Genomic DNA, 21171 nt, shown 5'->3' with positions numbered 1-21171 from the left:
CTTACCAGTAGTACTGCAGCGACTTGCCCCACTGGGTGTCGGCGAACCCGGTTTTCAACTGGCGGAACCAGCCTTTGCGCACGTTCTTGTCGACGTCCTCGCCACCGCAACTGTTGTAGCCCGAAGGTCCGTAGCAGTTGATGGCACGAAACAGCGCGTAGGCCTTGTCGTTTCGCGGTGCCTTGGGATTGCCGATCACCCGCTTGTAGCCCTCCAGTCGCGAGAAGGTTTCACCCTTGAAGGGCGAGGCAGTGCTGCCCAGGCTGCCGGCGGAGCGCGCTTGTTCCAGGGGCATGCCGTCCAGGCCGTTACGCAGGACGAATTCCCCCAGGCAGTTCAGGCCCTGCGGGTTTTTCGGATCGGCCTGCAAGGTACTGGCGATTTGCGCGATGCTCGGGCAGGTGTAGCCGGACTCGGCCTTGTCACCGTTCCACTGGAACAGTCTCAACGACTGGCCGCCGCTGTAGACGTAACCCAGGCTGGTGCCGAGCTTGTCATCGGGAACCGAGGCGGGCAGTTGCTTGAGGTCCTCGGCAAAGGTCTCGAACTGGCCGCGCAGCAGGTCTTTATAGAGCAGCGTGAATTGCGCAGTCTGGCGCTCTACCGGGTCTTCGGCATGGGCAAGCTGCTGGCGCAGCAGGTCGGGACCGGCGACGTTGCGCAGCAGGATATAGCGCACCTGTTTGGCGCTGATCGGTGAGTCGGCAGCGAATACCTTGGCCAACTGGCCGCTGCGTTCGTAGTTCATCGCCAAGGCCAGCTCCAGCTGGTCACGTTGCAACGGTTGCTTGGCCAGCGGCAGCAGTTGCAGCCACAGCGCCTCGGCGGCTTTCCAGTCTTCCTTGGCTTCCAGCGCGAGGCCACGCAGGGTCTGTTGGCTGAAAGCGAAGTAGTCGAGATTCGACGGCACGTCTTGCGGCAGCAGCTTCAAGGCACGGTCGGGCTGATGCTCGACGTTCAGGGCAAACGCCGCCTGCACGTAGGCATACAGCGCGGGCTCCTGCGCGAACACCGCTTTTTGTGCATCGAGCGCTTCACGCGTGAGCTTCGGCGGCTCACCGGCACGCATCCACATCAGGTCGTTGAGGGCCAGGATCAGCGGGTTGCCCACAGGTGCCGTGGTGCTGGTCAGCAGCTTGGTGTCCGCTTCCTGCACCAGTTCATCCAGCGACACGTTGCGCTGGGCATCGGTGGCCTGGGTCAGTTGCCAGGCAAAGTCGTCCGCCAGTTTGTCGGGGTTGGGCGCCAGCCAGTGCACCCGGCGCAACAGGCCACGGGCGGAGGCGGCGTATTCGCCCTGTGGATAAGTTTTCAGGTAGTCGTCGAAAGCGCTTTCGGCCCGTTGCAGGGCAGACTTATCCACATGTTCAAGCGACGGCGTGCCGTATTCATCGAAGGCATTTTGCTGGGCGTCGTTCAGCGCGGTGCGGGCGGTCATGTACAGCGCTGTTTCCTTCAGCCAGGGCAGCGAGCTGCTCGTCAGCCCGGCAAAACCTTTTTGCGCATCGCTGAAGCGTCCGCTGTAAAAGTCCCCGGCGGCTTTCAGATAGGTGAGCAATGCCTGGCCGTCTGCCGATTTGATTTGGTCGGCCTCGCCTGCCGCTACGCCGTCCGAGGAACAACTGCCGAGCATCTGCAGCCGCAGCTTGGCCAGTAACTGGCGCTCGGCCTGCGGTACATCGGCCTTCACCACCTGGCTGATAAACGCGGCGGCGCTGTCATCGGCGTTGCTGCGGCAGCGGCTGCCTTCGCCGGAAAGGAAGGCTTCACCGGCGGTCTTGGCGTCGTCGCGGGTGATGCCCAGCGGGCTGAGCAGTGCATCCAGTTCGGCGGTGCGCGAGTCGTCGGGTTTGTTGTCGGGCTCATCCGCAGCCGGCATAAGCCGATACACCGGAAAGGGCACCGGGCCAAATCCTTCGGACACGTCCTGCTCGCCCAAGGCATTCGGCGCCAGCGGCATGACGTTTTTGTCCGCCAGCAACAGCCGCAGGTTGACCCGGCTGTCATTGCCGGGGCTCAGGAAGGGCAGGTTGCTGCACACGTCCAGGCTGTTGCGCGACACCCGCCAATCCGGGTAGCAAGAGTCATCGCCGCTGGCGTGGGCCTGGAGGGGAAGGGTGGCGAGCAATGCCAGTGCCAGGGGTGACAGAAGACCGATGCGCATGAAATGTCCTTGATCCTGAATCCATGGAAGGCAGCAATCATAGCGTGATCCGATGAAAGCGTCGGAGACGTCCTGCGCAAAATTCAGATTTGTCCGATTGGCGGATGGTTGGTCAAGTCCATGCAAAACAGCGGGCGAATCAAGGCCTTTTGACCTAGAGTGGCGGGTGTTCGCGCAAGCGCAGGTTCAGTAGTGGGTGAGGAAGTAGAGGTGCGACGCTCTGTGGCGGAACAAGACAACAAGGCCGGGGCATTGCCCGTGCTCAATCCTGGCCTTTGGGAGAATGCCGGCTGGCTGGCTCGGTTGTGGTGGGTACCGCTGGTGGCGTTGGCCATGGCCGTGCGTTTCTATGGCCTGACCGCCTCCGCCATCTGGGGCGATGAAGGTTCAAGCCTGCTGCTCGCCGAGTATTCCCTGGAAGACCTGTGGTTTCACGCCGCACATGACGTTCATCCGCCGCTGTATTTCTTCATGCTGCGCGGCTGGATCGAGGTGTTCGGCGACAGCATTTTCTCCCTGCGCAGCATGAGTGCGATCCCCGGTGTGGTCGCAGTCGGCCTGGGAATCTGGCTGACAAGGCTGGTCGCGACCCGTCGCGCGGCGGTGCTGGCCGGGATTCTGTTGGCGTTGCTGCCCACGGCAGTGCGCTACAGCCAGGAAGTGCGGATGTATTCGCTGCTGGGCGTGTGGCTGCTGGCCGCCACCCTGGCCCTGGTGTATTGGGTCCGCCAGCCTGAGCGCAAGCGCTATCTGGTGGCCTATGCGCTGTTGATGACGGCAGCCTTCTACACCCACTATTTCACCGCGTTGTGCGTGCTGGTGCATTGGTCATGGCTGCTGTTGCTGCGCCAGCCACGGGCCGGCGGCCTGCGCCTGGTCACGCGTGCGGGCTGGTGGGTGGCCAACGTTGCCATTGTGTTGCTGTACTTGCCCTGGCTCCCGAATCTGCTGGGCCTGGTGCAGCACACCGAAGAACTCAAGGTGGGCGGTGATATTGGCTGGGAAGACCCGGTCAACCTGTATTCCGTGCCGTCGATGGTGTGGCAGTTCCTCATTCAGGACCCCGGCGACCACTTGTGGCGACCGCTCTTTGTGGTGTTTCCGTTATTGCTGATGGCGCTGGTCGGTGTGACTGCCTGGCGCGATCAAAGCCGCTTTCGCTTTGGCTGGCTGCTGGGGCTTTTTTTCATGCTGCCGGTGCTGCTGGTCTATGGGGTTTCGTTTATTTCCCCGGTGTTTATCGAGCGTTATCTCACCGCCTACGCGATGAGTTTGCCGATCATCGTGGCGTTGGCCGTCGACCGTCTGTCGCCGCGCCTGCCGCTCGCAGCAGCGGCAGTCTTCGTGTTGTTTGTCGGGGTCGAGCTGGTGGGCGTGAAGACCAACTCCACCGTCGATGAGCATGATCAGTTCAACGTGGTGGTGGAGTTCGTCAATCGCAACTACCAGGAAGATGACCGCATCGTCATCAGCGACATGCTGTGGTACCTGCCCTACGTCTATTACGACGAGACCGACGCCCAGTTGCAGCTTTTCACACCGCCGACCGCCGCCGGCAAGTCCACCCGGCCTAATGCCTATGGTTTTGGCACCCTGGTGGACCAGGATGGCGGGCGCATCTACCTTGATCGCTTGTCGGCGTTACCCGCCGAGATCCAGCGTGTATGGCTGATCAGCGCCGCGGAGCCGCCGGATGAGTTTGCCCCGTTGCCGGCCGGATGGCGTCAGCTCAGCCAACAGGACGGCGGCGGCGCGCGGGCCCGGCTGTTCGTGCTGTGTAACGCGCCAGCGGGCGTGCACCGTGAGGGCTGCGATTAATCCGCGCAACACCTGAGAGGTTTATGTTCGCCTGGGGGGCTAGACTCAGGTGAACCCTCTCTCCAGGAACGCCTCATGGAATCCCCAGTCCACAACTTGCCATCGTTGTTCAAACAGCTCGGTTTGCCCGATGACCCGGTCAGCATCGAGCGGTTCATCGCGGTCCACTCCCCACTCAAGCCCGAATTGCATCTGGCGGAAGCGTTTTTCTGGACGCCGCCCCAGCGGGCGTTTTTGCGTGAAGAGATTCTGGAGGACGCGGATTGGGCGGAGGTGGTGGATGAGTTGAATTTGCGGTTGAGAGAGGGGCGAGGAGTCTAGGCCGTCAAGAGGCGGTTGCTTTCTCTGGTGGCCATTGGCGAGCGGTGTGCACAAGCGCCACGACCCTTACTACGTCGGGCTCAAGTTGGTAAACAAGGCGGTAGCTTGGATGAGGAATGACTTCGCGTGTGCCTGTGATCCTGCCGAGTGGGCCGATTTCTGGGTGTTTTGCCAGCCCCAGCACTGCACTGCTGAAGCGTCGATCCATATCGGCTGCGGCTTGTGGGGTTTTCTCAAATAAAAAGTCCCAGATATCCCTACGGTCCTGCGCCGCTTCCGGCGTCCAGGCAACCCTCATTCCTGATTATCTACGTGAGCACGTTTCGCAGAAAACTCAGCTTCCAAATCCTCATTGGAAATCTCTCTGCCTGCCTGTATCGAGGCGCGAGAGGCGTCTACTTTACGCTGCAAGAACGCGTCGTACTCCCGTGATTCCTGCTGGGCCTGGACAAACTGACGCATCATATCTCGCACGATTTGCGATGCAGGACGGTGGGTAGCCTCGCACTCGGCCATGAATTGGTCGCGTAGTTCCGACTCAAGCTTCAAGGTGAAAACGGCTAGTTTTGACATAAGTGAATGCTCTAGATTGGTATGTACGAAGTATATACAACGTGCATACCTGGCGACGCATGTGAGCTGAGCGAGGCGACTGACGGTTGCTGACAGCAAACCACCTTTCCCCAAACCAGCTTTACTTAGCCCACGGGCCATCCACCCATCCGCAAATTTGTATCAAAACTTGACTGCATTGGATCCATCGACCATATTGATAGTTAGCAAACTAACTGTATGCGAATAATCCAGTGTCCCAGACCCTCGAACAACTCCAGATGAACATCAGCAGCAGCATGGTGGTAGGTGCCAGGACCTGGCGCAAAATCTGCCAGACCACGCTCGTCAGCTATGGCATCTCCGAAGCCTGCGCCGTGCCGCTGCTGATGATCGGCCGCCTCGGCGACGGTGTGCATCAGGTCAAGGTGGCCCAGGCCGCCGGGATGGAAAGCCCGTCCCTGGTGCGCCTGTTGGATCAGCTGTGCAGTTCTGGCTATGTGTGCCGCACCGAAGACATCCACGACCGCCGCGCCAAGGCCTTGAGCCTCACCGCGCGTGGCCGCGAGCTGGTGCAGGCAGTGGAACAGCAACTGGTGCGCCTGCGCCGCGAGGTGCTGGCGACAATCGACCCCGATGACCTGGAAGCTGCTTTGCGTGTACTGCGGGCCTTCGAAGGTGCCAATCAACATCCCATGGTTGTGAGTTCTTGAACGGATTTTTTACCGGCATGCCGCCGGCCAGGGATTGGTTCTATGGCGTAAGGACATTCGCCGCTTCAATGATCGCGTTGTACATCGCCATGCTGATGCAAATGCCGCGTCCGTATTGGGCGATGGCCACGGTGTATATCGTGTCCAGCCCGTTTGTCGGCCCTACCAGCTCCAAGGCGCTGTACCGGGCGGTCGGTACCTTCATGGGGGCGGCCGCAGCGGTGTTTTTTGTGCCGATGTTTGTGCAGACGCCTTACTTGCTGGTGGTGGTGATCGCGCTGTGGACCGGGATTCTGCTGTTCCTGTCCCTGCACCTGCGCACCGCCAACAGCTATGCGCTGATGCTGGCCGGCTACACCTTGCCGCTGATCGCCCTGCCGGTGGTGGATAACCCGCTGGCGGTGTGGGATGTGGCCGAAGCGCGGACCGAAGAGATCTTCCTCGGCATCGCCGTGGCGGCGGTGGTGGGGGCGATGTTCTGGCCGCGACGCCTGGCGCCGGTGTTCGATGACTCGGTGAGCAAGTGGTTTGCCGACGCCCAGGTCTACAGCCAGCGCTTTCTCAGCCGCAATGTGCAACCCGAGGAAATCAGCACCCTGCGCGGCGGCATGGTCGCTACCTTCAACACCCTGGAATTGATGATCGGCCAACTGCCCCACGAGGGCTCCCGGCCGCAAACGGTGCGCAATACAAAGGAGCTGCGCGGGCGGATGATCCACCTGCTGCCGGTGATCGACGCACTGGACGACGCCGTGTACGCCCTGGAACACCGCGCCCCGGAGTTGCTCGAGCGCTTCACGCCGCTGCTGACCGCCGCCAACGAGTGGCTGGTCAGCACGCAAAAGGATGCGCCCCTCGAACGCTGGCGTGTCCTGCGCGACCAGATCGAAGCCCTGCAACCCGATGCCGACGCCCTGGATGACCGCCATCAGTTGCTGTTCTCCAACGCCCTGTATCGCCTGGGCGAGTGGGTGGATCTGTGGCAGGACTGCCGCAGCCTGCAAGCCGCCATCCAGTGCGAAAGCCAGGACAGCTGGCGCGCAGTTTACCGCCACTGGCGCCTGGGCCGGCTGACGCCATTCCTCGACCGGGGCCTGATGTTCTACTCGGCGTTTTCCACCGTCACCGCGATCATCGTCGCCTCGGTGCTGTGGATCCTGCTGGGCTGGACCGACGGTGGCAGCGCGGTGATCCTCGCGGCGGTGGCCTGCAGCTTCTTCGCCTCCATGGACGACCCGGCGCCGCAGATCTACCGGTTCTTTTTCTGGACCGCGATGTCGGTGCTGTTCGCCAGCCTCTACCTGTTTCTGGTGCTGCCCAACCTGCATGATTTCCCGATGCTGGTGCTGGCGTTTTCGGTGCCCTTTATCTGCATCGGCACGCTGACGGTACAGCCGCGCTTCTACCTCGGCATGCTGCTGACGCTGGTCAACACCTCGTCGTTCATCAGCATCCAGGGTGCCTACGACGCGGACTTCCTGGCCTTCGCCAACTCCAACCTGGCGGGCCCGGTGGGCCTGTTGTTCGCCTTTGTCTGGACCCTGATTGCCCGGCCGTTCGGCGCTGAGCTTGCGGCCAAGCGCCTGACCCGTTTCAGCTGGCGCGACATCGTCACCCTGACCGAGCCTGCGACCCTGGCCGAACACCGCAAGATGGGCGTGCAAATGCTCGACCGCCTGATGCAACACCTGCCGCGCCTGGCCATGACCGGCCAGGACACCGGCATCGCCCTGCGCGAAGTGCGGGTGGCGCTGAACCTGCTGGACCTGCTGGCGTACTCGCCGCGCATCCTCGGGGTGCCGCGTGTGTTGTTGAACCAGGTGGTGGAAGGCGTCGGCGGTTACTTCAAGGCCTGCCTCAAGGCCGGTGAACGTCTGCCGGCCCCCAGCGGTCTGCTGATGACCCTCGACCGTACCCGCCGCGCCCTCAACGGCCAGGGACTGCAAGGCGAGGACGAAACCCGCCTGCATTTGTTGCACGCCCTCAGCGGCTTGCGCCTGGCGCTGTTGCCCGGCGTGGAATTTCTTGGCGGCACAGAGATGGAAGCGCCGTTACCCGATGGAGCGCCTTTATGATCGGTGATCTGGATATCAGCGGGGTGTTCCTGCCCACGTTGCTGGTGCTGATGGGCATTACGTATGTGTTGTACCTGGTGGTGCACGGGCTGTTGACCCGCGTCCACTTCTATCGCCTGGTCTGGCACCGGGCATTGTTCAATGTGGGTCTCTACGCTCTGTTGCTGGGCGCAGTGGATTCACTCAGTCGATACCTCATGACATGAAAAAACCTTTTTTGACCATTGGCCGTGTAGTCCTGACGTTACTGGTGGTGACCTTCGCCTGCGTCGTGGTGTGGCGCATGGTGATGTACTACATGTTCGCGCCGTGGACCCGTGACGGCCACATCCGTGCCGACATCGTGCAGATCGCCCCGGACGTGTCCGGGCTGATCCAGCAAGTGGACGTGCGCGATAACCAGTTGGTGGTGCGCGGCCAGGTGCTGTTCTCCGTCGACCAGGACCGTTTCAAGCTGGCCCTGCGCCAGGCCCAGGCCGCCGTGGCCGACCGTCAGGAAACCCTGGCCCAGGCCGTGCGCGAGAACAAGCGTAACCGTGGCCTCGGCAACCTGGTGGCCAGCGAGCAACTGGAAGAAAGCCAGTCCCGCGTCGCCCGTGCCCAATCGGCCCTGGCCGAGTCGCAAGTGGCGGTGGATGCCGCGCAACTCAACCTGGACCGCTCGGTGATCCGCAGCCCCGTGGACGGCTACATCAACGACCGTGCGCCGCGTAACCAGGAGTTCGTGACCGCCGGGCGCCCGGTGTTGTCGGTGGTGGACAGCAACTCGTTCCACATCGACGGCTATTTTGAAGAGACCAAGCTCGACGGCATTCACGTCGGCCAGAGTGTCGATATCCGCGTGATCGGCGACAACGCTCGCCTGCGCGGGCATGTGCAGAGCATCGTCGCCGGTATCGAAGACCGTGACCGCACCAGCGGCTCCAACCTGCTGCCCAACGTCAACCCGGCGTTCAGCTGGGTGCGCCTGGCCCAGCGGATTCCGGTGCGCATTGCGTTTGACGATGTGCCGGCAGACTTCCGCATGATTGCCGGGCGCACCGCCACCGTGTCGATCATCGACGACCAACCCAAGTCGGAGAACAAGCCATGAAACGGCTTTTAGCAACCGCCGGGCTGGGGTTGTTGCTGTCGGCCTGCCAAGTGGTGGGGCCCGATTACAAGCTGCCGGACAAGGCGGCCGTGAACCGCGGTGACCTTCAGGGCCAGTTGGCCGGGGAGGGCAGCAATGTGGTGTCGGCGCCGGTACCGGCGGACTGGTGGAAGCTTTACCAGGACCCGCGCCTGGATAAGCTGGTGGAGCAGGCCATGGCCTCCAACACCGACCTGCGGGTGGCTGCGGCCAACTTGCAGCGCTCGCGCTATCAGGTGCAGCAAGCCGAATCGGCCGGCGGCTGGAGTGCCGGGGCCAAGGCCGAAGCCCAGCGCCTGCAAGAATCGGGTGAGGCCTATTTGCTGACGGAAAAAGTCCCGGTGGCGAATATCGGCAGCGCCAGTATCAGCACCTCCTATCAATTCGATTTGTTCGGCACCTTGCAGCGCGGCATTGAAAGCTCCCAGGCCACTGCCGATGCGGCCCAGGCGGCGTCTGATATCGCCCGTATCACCCTGGTGGCGGACGTGGTGCGCTCCTACACCCAGGTGTGTGCGGCCAACGAAGAGCTGGCGATCGCCAACGAGTCCCTCGACCTGCAAGCCCAGAGCACGCACCTGACCCAGCGCCTGCGGGATGCCGGGCGCGGTGATGAAACCCAGGTCACCCGTTCGCAAACCCAATACAAATCCTTGCGCGCCGAAATGCCGCGCTATGAAGCACTGCGCCAGGCCGGGCTGTTCCGCCTGTCGATGTTGCTGGCCAGGCCGCTGGATCAACTGCCGGCCGGCACTGCCCAATGCGCCGAACTGCCGCACATCGCGCAACTGCTGCCGGTGGGCGATGGCGCCACGCTGCTCAAGCGTCGCCCTGACGTGCGCCAGGCCGAACGCCAACTGGCGGCGGCCACCGCGCGCATCGGTGTGGCCACCGGCGCGCTGTACCCGGACATCAGTATCGGCGCCACCGTGGGCACCGTCGGCATCCTGGATGACCTCGGCACCCCGGCCACCAACCGTTGGGGCTTTGGCCCGCTGATCAGCTGGACGCTGCCGACCAACGGCGCCCGCGCCCGCATCCACGAAGCCGAAGCCGCGACCCAGGGCGCCCTGGCGCACTTCGACGGGGTGGTGCTCAACGCTATCCGTGAAACCCAGACCGGCCTCGCGCAATACACCGCGCAACTGCAACGCCGCGATGCCCTGGCGGATGCCGGCGCGTCGGCCAAAGAGGCGGCGGAGCAGACGCACCGGTTCTTCCAGGCCGGCCGCGCGTCGTTCCTGGCTGACCTGCAAGCCACTCGCACCTACACCGACGTGCGGGCGCAATTGGCGGCGGCGAACACCCAGGTTGCCATGAGCCAGATCGATTTGTTCCTGGCCCTGGGCGGTGGCTGGGAAAGTGGACGAACGCAAGCCACACAAGCCAGCAAACCCTGAGCTGATTGCTATGCTTTGACAGGCGGACTTACGTGATGGTCCGCTGGTCACTGCTCGCGTTTGCTCATGGGGATTCCAATAATGAAAAACCCTTATGCTCCCGCTTTCTGGTGCGTGTTCTTCGCACTGGTGTTGCTATCGGCGACTTACTTCTACGGCATCATGCTGGCCCATCAAATCGACAAGGCCATGGTGTTCCTCGACAGCGCCAGCGCGCTGATCGCGGTGCTGTCCATCGGCGTGGTGGCCTGGGCCTCCTACCAGGGCCAGCGAATCAAGCGAAGACTGCTCGAACAAGGCAAGACCCGCGTGGCGATCTGGGATACCAAGGTTGCCCTGCGCCGGGTCGAGACGGTGTTCGACCGCTACTTCTGGGGCAGCTACTGGCAGCCGGGGCGCACCTTCCAGGAAGTCATGGGCGAACTGACCGGCACACCGCTGGAAAAAAGCCTCGAAGCCCTGAAAAAACAATGCGTGATGCTTGATCGGCAAGTCGCCGACGGACGGCATTGGCTGAATAACGCCCGGGAATTATCCGATGTGGCCACTGCGATGGCGCGGGAGCGTTACCAGCTGGATTTTTATGATCCCAAGTCGGATACGCCGGGCAATGCGGTGATTCACCGTGAGTTTGAGGTGCTGGTGTATACGTGGACGGCGCGCCTGAAAAGCTTCGACCATCAACTCGATGAGATCGAAACCGAGTATTCCTGAAATCTGTGGTGTCTGTACTGACGCCTTCGCGAGCAAGCCCGCTCCCACATTCGACTGCATTCCAAAGATGGAACTCGATCGAATGTGGGAGCGGGCTTGCTCGCGAAGGCACTTTACCGTTCAGCGCTGAAGTCTGCGCCTATTGAAAAATTGGGCTGCATACGCCAGCCAATGCTAATCTTCCCCGGATTTCGGCGGGCTTGAGCCGACACCCTTCGGGGTTCAGGGAAGACAGCCCACTTCACAGGATTTGATCAGGTCACTACATGAATAAGCCAGCAGTCGTTCTCTTGGGTATCGTCGTCGCCATTGGTGCAATCAGCGCAGGCGGTGCCTGGTACACCGGCAAGCAACTGGAGCCGGTGCTGCAAACCGCCATCCAGGACGCCAACAAGGAACTGCAGACCTCCATGGCCGGTGTCGACGGCACTGTGACCCTCGAACTGGTCTCCCTCGACCGTCAGCTGTTCAGCAGCACCGCCCACTATCGCCTCAAGGCCCAGGGCGCGGTGTTCGGCGAAAATCATCAGGACACCGAACTGCTGTTCGTCGACCATATCGAACACGGCCCGCTGCCGTTCTCGCGCCTGGTGTCGCTGAAGTGGCTGCCGGTCATGGCCACCAGTCACTACGAACTCGAGAAAAACCCCACCACCGAAAAATGGTTCGCTGCCAGCAAGGACGTGTCGCCCCTCAAAGGCGTGGCCAACATCGGCTATGACCGCTCGGTGACCGGCAACGTTGAACTGCTGCCCCTGGAACTCAAGGACGACAAGTCGGCCGTGAGCTTCTCCGGCGCCAACCTCGACTTCGACTCCACCGCCGAAGGCAAGAAGGTCAAGGCCAGCGGCTACATGGACAGCCTCAAGGTCTCGGTTGTCGATGCCAACAACGCCAAGCTGGATGCGGAGCTGAGCGGCCTGACCATCGCCAGCAACCTGGAAAAAACCACCTTCGGTTTCTACACCGGGCAAAACACCGTCGAGCTGACCAACACCAAGGTCACCTTCGGCCCGCAGCAAGCAGTGCTGACTCTCAAGAACTTTGAGCAGAAAGACAGCAGCGAAACCAAGGACAACAACCTGGCCGGCCGCGTCGACTACAAGATCGACGAGATCGGTTACCAGGGCAAGCCCGTGGGTTCGGCGGCCATGGCCGTCAGCATGAAGAACGTCGACATCCCGTCGATGCTGGTACTGACCAAGCTCTACCAGGAAAAAGTACAGCCGGCCCAGGCCGCTGCCGCTGCTGGCCAGCCCGTGCCTGAGTTGCAACTGACCGAAGCCGAGCAGACCCTGGCCCAGGCCAACGTCGACCAACTGCTGGCTGCCAAGCCGCAAGTGGCGGTAGAAAACCTGTCGCTGAAAACCACCAATGGCGAGAGCCGCTTCAACCTGGTGGCGGACTTCGCCAAGCCGTCGAGCATGGACCTGCCGCCGGTTGAACTGGGCAAGCAAATCGTTGCGCTGCTGGACGCCAACCTGACCCTGTCCAAGCCGATGATCCAGGACGTTGCCGGCCTGCAGGCGCAGATCGGTGGTGTGACCGACCCGAAAGCCATCGAGCAGCAATCCCAGATGGCCAGCGAGATGATCAGCGGCATGGCCGTGGGTACTCAACTGGCGACCCTGGTGGGTACCGATATCGTGTCCAAGCTGCACTACGCCAACAATGAAGTGACCTTCAACGGCCAGAAAATGACCGTCGAGCAATTCATTGGTTTTGTGCTGGGCAAGTTCGGCGCGGTCAGCGGCGCTCAATAAGATTCGGCTCAAAGTGATGTAGGCCAATTCTGAACAATTGTTCTGAATTGGCCTTTTTTGTACCCCCCTCAAGGATATTGCGCCCCGGGAAAGCTTGGCCGCGTCATCAGATGCCGGCCGCCTGGAGTGTCGTGCAGGTGAACTTATCGCTACAGCTTTCCCTGGTGAGGAAGCTGACGACATGTCGCGTAATATTCATCCGTTTATCCGCCTGGCCCTGTGCAGCCAACTGCTCTGGCCCGTCGTGGCATCGGCCGATGCGGCCTATGATTCGCTGATCAACCAGGCCCGCAGTGGCAACTATGGTCCGGCCCTCAACCTGTTGCGCCAAATGCCCGCCGAGCGCCAGACGCCGGGGCAGGTCAGCGATCACCTGTTGATTGCCAGCTGGGCGCGCCAGGACGCCGAGGTGCTGTCGGTCTACGAGGCCCAGGGCCGCTCACGCACCCTCACCACCCAGGCGCTGGCCACCGTCGCCCGCACCTATCGCAACCAGCAGCGTTGGGAACCGGCGATTGCCGTGTATCGCCAGGCGTTGCTGCGCGAGCCGAATAACCCGGACCTGCAACTCGGCCTGGCCCTGACCCAGGCGGACGCCGGCCAGACCGCTGAAGCGGTGCAGCGCACCCGCGCCCTGGTGGCCGCCAAGCCCGACGACGCCGACCGCCGCATGGCCCTGGGTTACGCACTGACCCGTGCCGGTTCTACCTATGACGCGCTGTTCGAATTCGACCAGGCGTTCATGCGTGCCGGCAACAAACCTGAAGTCGCCCGCGAATACATCGTCGCCCTGCAACGTGCGCGCCTGCCGGAACCGGCCCTGCGCCTCGCTGCCCGGCGCCCTGGCCTGTTGGACCCGGTCACCCAACGCCGCCTCGAAGGCGACCTGGCCGCCGAGCGCGTGCGCATGGCCGAGTTCGCGACCCGCAGTGAAAAAGAGCGCTACGTCATCGCCGACCGTGCCCTCAAGGATTACGACCAACTGCTCACCACCTGGACACCGGATGCCAACGCCCATGATGACGTGGTGCGCTGGCGCATCGACCGTCTGGGCGCGCTGAAAGCCCGGGCGCGCACCGCCGAGGTGATCCGCGACTACGAAGTGCTGAAGGGCGAAAGCGTACAACTGCCGACCTACGCCCTGCGCTGGGTCGCTGCCGCCTACCTCGACCAGCGCCAGCCGGAAAAGGCCGCGCCGCTGTATCGCCAGGCACTGGCGGCAAGCGATGCGGACGCCGGCGATCACGTCGAAGACAGCACCGCGCTGTTCTACGCCCTGCTCGAAAACGATCAAGTGGTGGAAGCTCGCGAAGTCGCCGACAACCTGGCGAGCACCCAGAAACCCCGGGTCGAGCTCAAGGGCTTGCCCATCGGCAACCCCAACGACGCCTGGATGGACGCCCAACAATTGGCCGCCCAGGCCGGCACCTATGGCGCCGACCTGCCCGCCAGCGAAAAAGGCCTGGAAGCCCTGGTGCAACAGGCCCCGGGCAATATCGGCCTGCGCCTGGCCCAGGCCGATATGTACCGTGCCCGCGACTGGCCACGGCGCGCCGAAAACACCCTCAAGGAAACCGAAGCCCAGGCCCCGCGCGACATCGGCCTGGAGGTTTCCCAAGGCCACACTGCCCTCGATCTGCAGGAATGGCGTCAGCTCGATGCACTCACCGATGACGTGGTCGACCGCGCCCCGGACAACCGCCAGGTACAGCGCCTCAGCCGCCTGCGGGATGTGCACGACATGGCCGAATTGCGCGTCGAGGCCTACACCGGCAAAAGCAACGGCGGCGGCGATAACGGCGCGGGCGCGGTGTCCGGCAGCCGCGATTTCGGCATCGAAACCTTGCTCTACAGCCCGCCCATCGATGAAGACTGGCGCGTGTTTGGCGGGGCCGGCTACGCCACCGCCGATTTCGAAGAAGGCACCGGCCAACACCGTTGGCAGCGCCTCGGTGTAGAGCGGCGCACCCGCGACATGACCCTCGAAGCCGAGGTCTCCAACCACTCCTACGGCTTTGGCGACAAGCAGGGCGCACGCATCGCGATTGCCCGCGACATCAATGACCAATGGCAGTACGGCGGCAGTCTCGATTACCTCTCCGCGAGCACCCCGCTGCGGGCACTGAATGCCGACATTACTGCCAACGGCGGCAGCGGGTTTATCCGCTGGCGCGCCAACGAAAGCCGCGAATGGAAACTGGCCCTGAGCCCGTCCCACTTCAGCGACGGCAACAACCGCCTTGAAGCGCTGCTCACCGGTCGCCAGGGCGTGTACAGCTCGCCGGGGGTGCAAGTCGACCTGGGCCTGGAAGTCGGCACCAGCCGCAACACCAAGGAAGACACGCCGTACTTCAACCCGCGCTCGGACTTCAGCGTGCTGCCCACGGCCACCGTCAACCACGTGCTCTACCACCGCTACGAAACCCAGTGGAGCCAGCAGTTCCAGGTGGGGGCGGGCACCTACAGCCAGCGCGACTACGGTACCGGCGGCGTTGCACTGGTGGGCTACGGCCAGCGGTTTCGCTGGAACGACGTGCTCGAAACCGGCGCCAACCTCAGCTGGATCAGCCGACCTTATGACGGTGAGCGCGAAAGCGACCTGCGCCTGATCGTCGACCTCACCTACCGCTTCTAGAAGAGTCCGATCATGCCCGTCTTGTCCCGTTGCCTGTTGGCCCTGGGGTTAATGCTGAGCAGCGCTTGCGCCCAGCAACCCGCACCTTTCACTCCACCCGCCGAGCGGCTCAAGCCTGCCAGCGAAGCGGCGTGGCCGAAGAACCATTTCCTCGGTATCGCCTACCACGACATCGAGGACCGCGACCCCGATCAGGCTGTCGTGGCCGTGCGCACCGAACGTTTGATCGAGCAGTTGGCGTGGCTGCGGGAAAACGGCTACCAGCCCGTCACCGTCGACCAGATTTTGGCGGCCCGCAACGGCGGCCCGGAGTTGCCGGCGAAGGCGGTCATGCTCAGCTTCGATGACGGCTACGCGAGCTTCTACACCCGTGTGATGCCGATCCTGCGCAGCTACAACTGGCACGCGCTGCTGGCGCCGGTGGGTTCGTGGGTGGATACGCCGCTGAACCAGCCGGTGGATTTCGCCGGCACACCACGCCCGCGTTCGGACTTCCTGACCTGGCAGCAGGTGCGCGAAATCGCCCAGTCCGGCCTGGTGGAAATCGCCGCGCACACCGACGCCAATCACAAGGGCGTGCTGGCCAACCCACAGGGCAACCTGCAACCGGCCGCCACCACCCGACGCTTTGACCCGGCGACCCATCGCTACGAAACCGAAGCCCAGTTTCAGGCGCGGATGCGCACCGACGTGACGGCGATCTCCAACAAGATCCGCGCCGTCACCGGCAAGGCGCCGCGCGTGTGGGTGTGGCCTTACGGCGCTGCCGATGGCACCTCGCTGGCGGTGGTGGGCGAGCAGGGTTACCAGATGGCCCTGACCCTGGAAGACGGTCTCGACAGCCTCGGCAACCTGATGAGCAGCCCGCGCTTCCTGGTGGCCTCCGACCCGGACGGCGAACACTACGCCAACGCCATCGTCGCGACCCAGACTGAAGCCCCGCTGCGGGTGCTGCATGTGGACCTGGACAACGTCTACGACCCGGACCCGGAACAGCAGGTGCGCAACCTCGACAAACTGATCCAGCGCGTGGTCGACATGGGCGCCAGCACCGTGTTCCTGCAGGCTTTCGCCGACCCCAAGGGCGATGGCCTGGTGCGTTCGCTGTACTTCCCCAACCGCCATTTGCCGGTGCGCGCCGACCTGTTCAACCGCGTCACCTGGCAACTGCGCACCCGGGCCCACGTGAACGTATTTGCCTGGATGCCGGTGCTCAGTTTCGCCCTCGATTCGAAGCTGCCCCGCGTCACCCGTTGGGACCCGCAAACCGGCAAGGTCGCCATCGACCCGGACCAGTACCAGCGCCTGTCGCCGTTCGATCCGAAAGTGCGGCAGGTCATCGGTGAGATCTACGAAGACCTGGCGCGCACCAGTGCCATCGACGGCGTGCTGTTCCACGACGACGCGGTGCTGTCGGACTTCGAAGACGCCAGCCCGCTGGCGCTCAAGGCCTACGCCGCCAATGGCCTGCCGGACACCATCGAAGCCCTGCGCGCCGACCCTGCGGTGATGCAGCGCTGGACGCGTTTCAAGAGCCGCTACCTGATCGACTTCACCCATGAGCTGACGGCCAAGGTCCGCAAGCTGCGCGGCCCGCAGGTGCAGACCGCACGCAATATCTTCGCCGAACCGATGCTCAACCCGGGCAGCGAAGCCTGGTTCGCGCAGAACCTTGACGACTTCCTCACCAGCTACGACTGGACTGCGCCGATGGCCATGCCGCTGATGGAAGGCCAGGACCTCAAGGGCTCCAACGCCTGGCTGGAAAAGCTCGTGGCCACCGTCAAGGCCCGCCCCGGCGCGCTGCAACGCACGGTCTTCGAGTTGCAAGCCAAGGACTGGCGCACCTCGGCCGCCCCCGATCTGGACGGTGCACAAATGGCCGAGTGGATGGGCGTGCTCAAGCGTCAGGGCGTGACCAGTTTTGGCTACTACCCCGACAACTTCCTGGAGAATTCGCCGGATCTGAAAACCGTGCGTCCGGCCCTTTCCAACCAGTGGAATCCTTGACTCATGTTCGACAGAATCCTCGCGCTTATCGTGTTGTCGCTGGTATTGGGTGTGCCCCTGGGCCTGATCTTTCTGGTCACCGGGCAGTTCCTGATGGACTTCGTCTTCTTCTATCCACTGTTCATGTCCGGCTTGTGGATCGCCGGCGGCCTGTACTTCTGGCTGCACTGGGAGCGCCACTGGCCGTGGGCGGATGACACCCCGGCGCCGGTACTCGCCGGCGAGCCGCTGATCTCGATCCTGATCCCTTGCTACAACGAAGGCGACAACGCCGCCGAGACCATCGGCGCCGCGTTGGCCCAGCAATACCGCAACATCGAAGTGATCGCGATCAACGACGGCTCCAGCGACAACACCGCCGCCGTGCTCGATGCGTTGGCCCTGAAAGAGCCGCGCCTGCGGGTGCTGCACCTGGCGCAAAACCAGGGCAAGGCCGTGGCCCTGCGCATGGGCGCAGTGGCGGCGCGCAGCGAATACCTGGTGTGCATCGACGGCGATGCGTTGCTTTCGCCGAACACCGCGGCGTACCTGGTGGCGCCGATGCTCGACAACCCGCGCCTGGGGGCGGTCACCGGCAACCCGCGGATTCGCACGCGCTCCACCTTGATCGGCCGGGTGCAGGTGGGCGAGTTCTCTTCGATCATCGGCTTGATCAAGCGCACCCAGCGGGTCTTCGGGCGGATCTTCACCGTCTCCGGCGTGGTGGTGGCGTTTCGGCGGGCGGCCCTGGACCGGGTCGACTACTGGAGCACCGACATGATCACCGAAGACATCGACGTGAGCTGGAAGCTGCAACTGGACCACTGGAGCATCTTCTACGAGCCCCGCGCGCTGTGCTGGATCCTGATGCCGGAAACCCTCGGCGGCCTGTGGAAGCAACGCCTGCGCTGGGCCCAGGGCGGCGCTGAAGTGCTGTTCAAAAATATTCGTGGCATCTGGCAATGGCGCCATCGCTACCTGTGGCCGCTGCTGTTCGAGTACTGCCTGTCCACCGGTTGGGCCTTCACCTTTTTGCTCTCGGTGATTTTCTGGGCCGTGGGCAAGGTGGTGACGCTGCCTGCCGCCATCGCCGTCGACTCGCTGATGCCGCCGGCCTTCACCGGCCTGCTGCTGGCGGTGGTGTGCCTGGTGCAGTTCGCGGTGAGCATCATGATCGACCGGCGCTATGAAAAGGGCCTGTGGAAAACCCTGTTCTGGACCGTCTGGTACCCGTTGGTGTTCTGGCTGGTGAGCCTGTTCACCACCCTGGTCAGCTTCCCCAAAGTGTTGTTCCGCCAACACCAGAAACGCGCGCGCTGGGTCAGCCCGGATCGCGGTATCAAAGCCCCCACTACGGATGTGCAGCCATGAACCTGATCCGAACCCAACAGCGCCCGGTGATGTGGGCCATCGACGTATTCCTGACCCTGCTGGCCTGGGCCGGGCTGATTATCCTGCTGGTGCGCGGGCTGGTGCCGATGCTCGACAGCCACGGCGGCCCGCGGATCGATGCGCCGATTTTCGCGGCGCTGGATACCTTGCAGATCTACCTGTGGATTGCCGTGTTCAACGCGATGGTACTGATCAGTTGGGCACGCTACCAGCAGCGACGTGGCAAGCACTTTGCCCAGCGGCGCTCGGCGGCCAAGGCCTTGAGCGACCAGCATTTGAGCGACAGCTTCAGCCTGGGGGAAGGTGACCTGGAGCAACTGCGCCGCCCGGGTGTGCTGGTGATTCATAACGACCACGAAGGGGGTGTGCAGGAAGTGACAGCCCATGTGTCCCGGCATGTGGAGCGGCCAGGGTTGAAGTTGGTGGCGGGGCAGGAGCGGACCAAGGAGGTTGGTTAACCGGGATATCGAAAAATGGGATCCAATTCACAAAATAACCGCGAACTTTTCTCATCTTTTGGCTACTAACCAGTCTTGATACCGCATTGATGGCCAAGTAATGGCAATTGTAAGCGCCACCATTGGAGGTGTATCAAAACTGTTACCGCTTGTCGGAATAAAAATTCCAATTGCAAGCAATTAAACGTTGCATGATTTATTTATTGTTAATAATCAGCAACTTATATGCCTGTTAAACATAACTTCCCACTAAGCCAGAATCTTGGCCCACCGGAAGTTCGATGTTAGTTTGCCGGCCCCCGCTTTTTCGACGGATCGAACATGTCTTTATTATTGCCACGGACTCGGCTGCTGCTGGGCGTTTGCCTGCTGACTTGCTTCGCACTCAATAGTGCGACGGCTGCGCCCACGCCTGGCGATCAGGACCTGATCCGCGACCGGCAAAACCGTCTGCTGGAAGAACAGCGCCGGCGCCTTGAAGACCTCAAGGAACTGCCCGGCAAAGAAGCCAAGCCCGAAGCGCCTGCCACCCCGGCCGACACCCGTTGCTTCCCGATCAAAGACATCGAACTCAAGGGTGCCGACAGCCTGCCTGCACCGGACCGCGAGCGCCTGCTCAAGCCGTATATCGGCCAGTGCCTGGGCGTCTCCCAGCTCAACCAAGTGCTCAAGTCGATCACCGACTACTACATCGACAAAGGCATGGTTGCCAGCCGTGCTTACTTGCCGCAGCAGGACCTTTCCACCGGCCACCTCCAGGTGTTGGTGGTGGAAGGCAAGCTCGAAGGCTTGAAGGGCGCCGACGGCAGCAACCTGTCCCCGCGCGAGCTGGCCATGGCCTTCCCCGGCAAGGTCGGCGAGCAGCTCAACCTGCGGGAAATCGAGCAGTTGGTGGACCAGTTGAATCGCTTGCCGTCCAAGCAGGCGCAAATGGAACTGACCCCCGGCAGCCAGGTGGGCGGCAGTGAAGTGCAGGTCAAGAACGTCCCGCAAAAGCCCTGGCGCGCCAGCCTGTCGCGCAATAACGACGGCCAGAAAAGCACCGGCGAACAGCAGTGGGGCGCCGGCCTTGAGTGGGACAGCCCGCTGGGCCTGGCCGACCAGTTGGTGTTGCGCGGCGGCCACGATGGCGTCAGCGACCATCAGAAAACCTCGAAAAACACCATGCTCTACTACAACGTGCCGTGGGGCTGGTGGAACTTCAGCTACACCTACAGCGAGAGTGATTACCGCACCTTTGGCGTAACCAACGACTTTAAATTCAAGCAGAACGGCGACAACGAAAACCACCAACTGCGCGCCGAGCGCGTGATCCATCGTGACGACGTGAGCAAGACCTCGGTGAACGTCGGCCTGTCGCACCTGCGCACCAACAACTACATCCTCGACGTGCGCACCGAGCCCAGCAGCAACCGCCTCAGTGAACTGCAACTGGGCATCAACCACGGTCGCCGCATCGGCAATGCCTTCGTCAACCTCGACCTGGGCATGCAGAACGGTATCGGCGCCTTCGATGCCCAAGCTGAAAACGAGCGCGATCAGTACGGCAATCGCCTACCCAACGCGCGCTACCGCAAATACACCGCCACCGTCAGCTACTTGCAGCCGTTCACGCTATGGGGTGAGTCGTTCAGTTTCTCCAGCCTGGCCACCGGCCAACGCAGTGAAGACATTCTGTTCAGCCCCCAGCGCATGAGCCTCGGCGGCTCGGCCTCGGTGCGCGGTTTCAAAGACCAGCAGCTCACCGGCGACAGCGGCGGCTACTGGCGCAACGACGTGCGCTGGGCGCGCCCGGTGACCTGGGACTGGATGCGCCCGGCCTTTGCCGAATACGGCGCCAGCGTCGGCTACGACCAGGGTGTGATCAGCAACGACCGCTATAACGGTGAAGTGCATGGCCGGGTCTCGAGCAACTCGTTGGAGTTGTTCGCCCGTGGCAAATACGTCAGCACCAGCGTGACCTTTGCCCATTCCCTGGAACGCCCGGCAGTGATGAGCGAGCGCGAAGCGCCGATCTACTTCCGCATGGATTTCTTCCTGTAATT

At 62.7% G+C, this 21171-nt stretch carries 17 protein-coding genes; 14 read left to right on the top strand and 3 right to left on the bottom strand.

Features of this window, described 5'->3' with window-relative positions:
* Position 1 precedes the first annotated feature (1 nt).
* A complete protein-coding gene (locus HX818_RS20160) occupies positions 2 to 2164 on the bottom strand; it encodes an outer membrane assembly lipoprotein YfiO (protein WP_177020627.1) in 2163 nt (720 codons plus the stop codon).
* A 210-nt stretch (positions 2165 to 2374) separates the two neighbouring features.
* Between HX818_RS20160 and HX818_RS20155 the strand changes: the two genes are divergently transcribed.
* Positions 2375 to 3982 carry a glycosyltransferase family 39 protein gene (locus tag HX818_RS20155; protein ID WP_371315731.1) on the top strand — a complete coding sequence of 536 codons (1608 nt, stop codon included), beginning with the start codon at positions 2375 to 2377 and terminating at the stop codon, positions 3980 to 3982.
* 75 nt (positions 3983 to 4057) lie between these two features.
* Positions 4058 to 4303: a DUF2789 domain-containing protein gene (locus tag HX818_RS20150; protein ID WP_177020625.1), complete on the top strand. Its 246-nt coding sequence runs from the start codon at positions 4058 to 4060 to the stop codon at positions 4301 to 4303.
* 4 nt (positions 4304 to 4307) lie between these two features.
* Here the strand turns inward: HX818_RS20150 and HX818_RS20145 are convergent, their stop codons facing one another.
* Both HX818_RS20145 and HX818_RS20140 read right to left on the bottom strand, forming a co-directional pair.
* Complete coding sequence (locus tag HX818_RS20145) at positions 4308 to 4601, bottom strand: type II toxin-antitoxin system RelE/ParE family toxin (protein ID WP_177020624.1); 294 nt, start codon at positions 4599 to 4601, stop codon at positions 4308 to 4310.
* Entirely contained in the window at positions 4598 to 4876 is a 279-nt protein-coding gene (locus HX818_RS20140) for a hypothetical protein (protein ID WP_003218199.1), read from the bottom strand. The genes HX818_RS20145 and HX818_RS20140 overlap by 4 nt, the downstream gene beginning before the upstream one ends.
* 260 nt (positions 4877 to 5136) lie before the next feature.
* Here HX818_RS20140 and HX818_RS20135 point away from each other — a divergent pair, with 260 nt between their 5' ends.
* From HX818_RS20135 to HX818_RS20080, 12 genes are all read left to right on the top strand, one after another.
* A complete protein-coding gene (locus tag HX818_RS20135) occupies positions 5137 to 5568 on the top strand; it encodes a MarR family winged helix-turn-helix transcriptional regulator (RefSeq protein ID WP_008433651.1) in 432 nt (143 codons plus the stop codon).
* Entirely contained in the window at positions 5565 to 7643 is a 2079-nt protein-coding gene (locus tag HX818_RS20130; RefSeq protein WP_177020623.1) for an FUSC family protein, read from the top strand. The genes HX818_RS20135 and HX818_RS20130 overlap by 4 nt, the downstream gene beginning before the upstream one ends.
* A complete protein-coding gene (locus HX818_RS20125) occupies positions 7640 to 7849 on the top strand; it encodes a DUF1656 domain-containing protein (protein WP_003218193.1) in 210 nt (69 codons plus the stop codon). Before HX818_RS20130 ends, HX818_RS20125 begins: the two co-directional genes overlap by 4 nt.
* On the top strand, positions 7846 to 8736 hold the full coding sequence (locus HX818_RS20120) for an efflux RND transporter periplasmic adaptor subunit (protein WP_003218191.1): 891 nt from the start codon (positions 7846 to 7848) through the stop codon (positions 8734 to 8736). Before HX818_RS20125 ends, HX818_RS20120 begins: the two co-directional genes overlap by 4 nt.
* On the top strand, positions 8733 to 10175 hold the full coding sequence (locus HX818_RS20115; RefSeq protein ID WP_008433656.1) for an efflux transporter outer membrane subunit: 1443 nt from the start codon (positions 8733 to 8735) through the stop codon (positions 10173 to 10175). Before HX818_RS20120 ends, HX818_RS20115 begins: the two co-directional genes overlap by 4 nt.
* Before the next feature lie 81 nt (positions 10176 to 10256).
* Positions 10257 to 10889, top strand: coding sequence for a hypothetical protein (locus tag HX818_RS20110; protein WP_003218188.1), 633 nt, complete (start codon positions 10257 to 10259; stop codon positions 10887 to 10889).
* A 266-nt stretch (positions 10890 to 11155) separates the two neighbouring features.
* Positions 11156 to 12652, top strand: a complete 1497-nt coding sequence (locus HX818_RS20105) for a YdgA family protein (RefSeq protein ID WP_087693604.1) — start codon at positions 11156 to 11158, stop codon at positions 12650 to 12652.
* Positions 12653 to 12833: 181 nt separating this feature from the next.
* A complete protein-coding gene (pgaA, locus tag HX818_RS20100) occupies positions 12834 to 15287 on the top strand; it encodes a poly-beta-1,6 N-acetyl-D-glucosamine export porin PgaA (protein WP_177020622.1) in 2454 nt (817 codons plus the stop codon).
* 12 nt (positions 15288 to 15299) lie between these two features.
* Positions 15300 to 17297: a poly-beta-1,6-N-acetyl-D-glucosamine N-deacetylase PgaB gene (gene pgaB, locus HX818_RS20095; protein WP_177020621.1), complete on the top strand. Its 1998-nt coding sequence runs from the start codon at positions 15300 to 15302 to the stop codon at positions 17295 to 17297.
* 3 nt (positions 17298 to 17300) lie between these two features.
* Positions 17301 to 18647 carry a poly-beta-1,6-N-acetyl-D-glucosamine synthase gene (gene pgaC, locus HX818_RS20090; protein WP_003218180.1) on the top strand — a complete coding sequence of 449 codons (1347 nt, stop codon included), beginning with the start codon at positions 17301 to 17303 and terminating at the stop codon, positions 18645 to 18647.
* A complete protein-coding gene (gene pgaD / locus HX818_RS20085) occupies positions 18644 to 19126 on the top strand; it encodes a poly-beta-1,6-N-acetyl-D-glucosamine biosynthesis protein PgaD (RefSeq protein ID WP_008433665.1) in 483 nt (160 codons plus the stop codon). The genes pgaC and pgaD overlap by 4 nt, the downstream gene beginning before the upstream one ends.
* Positions 19127 to 19447: 321 nt before the next feature.
* On the top strand, positions 19448 to 21169 hold the full coding sequence (locus HX818_RS20080; protein ID WP_256346313.1) for a ShlB/FhaC/HecB family hemolysin secretion/activation protein: 1722 nt from the start codon (positions 19448 to 19450) through the stop codon (positions 21167 to 21169).
* Positions 21170 to 21171 lie beyond the last annotated feature (2 nt).

The sequence above is a fragment of the Pseudomonas sp. F9001 genome (genome assembly GCF_013385435.1).
GTDB lineage: Bacteria > Pseudomonadota > Gammaproteobacteria > Pseudomonadales > Pseudomonadaceae > Aquipseudomonas.
The sequence above is the reverse complement of the archived record's forward strand: the minus strand, read 5'-3'. Positions and strand labels throughout refer to the sequence as shown.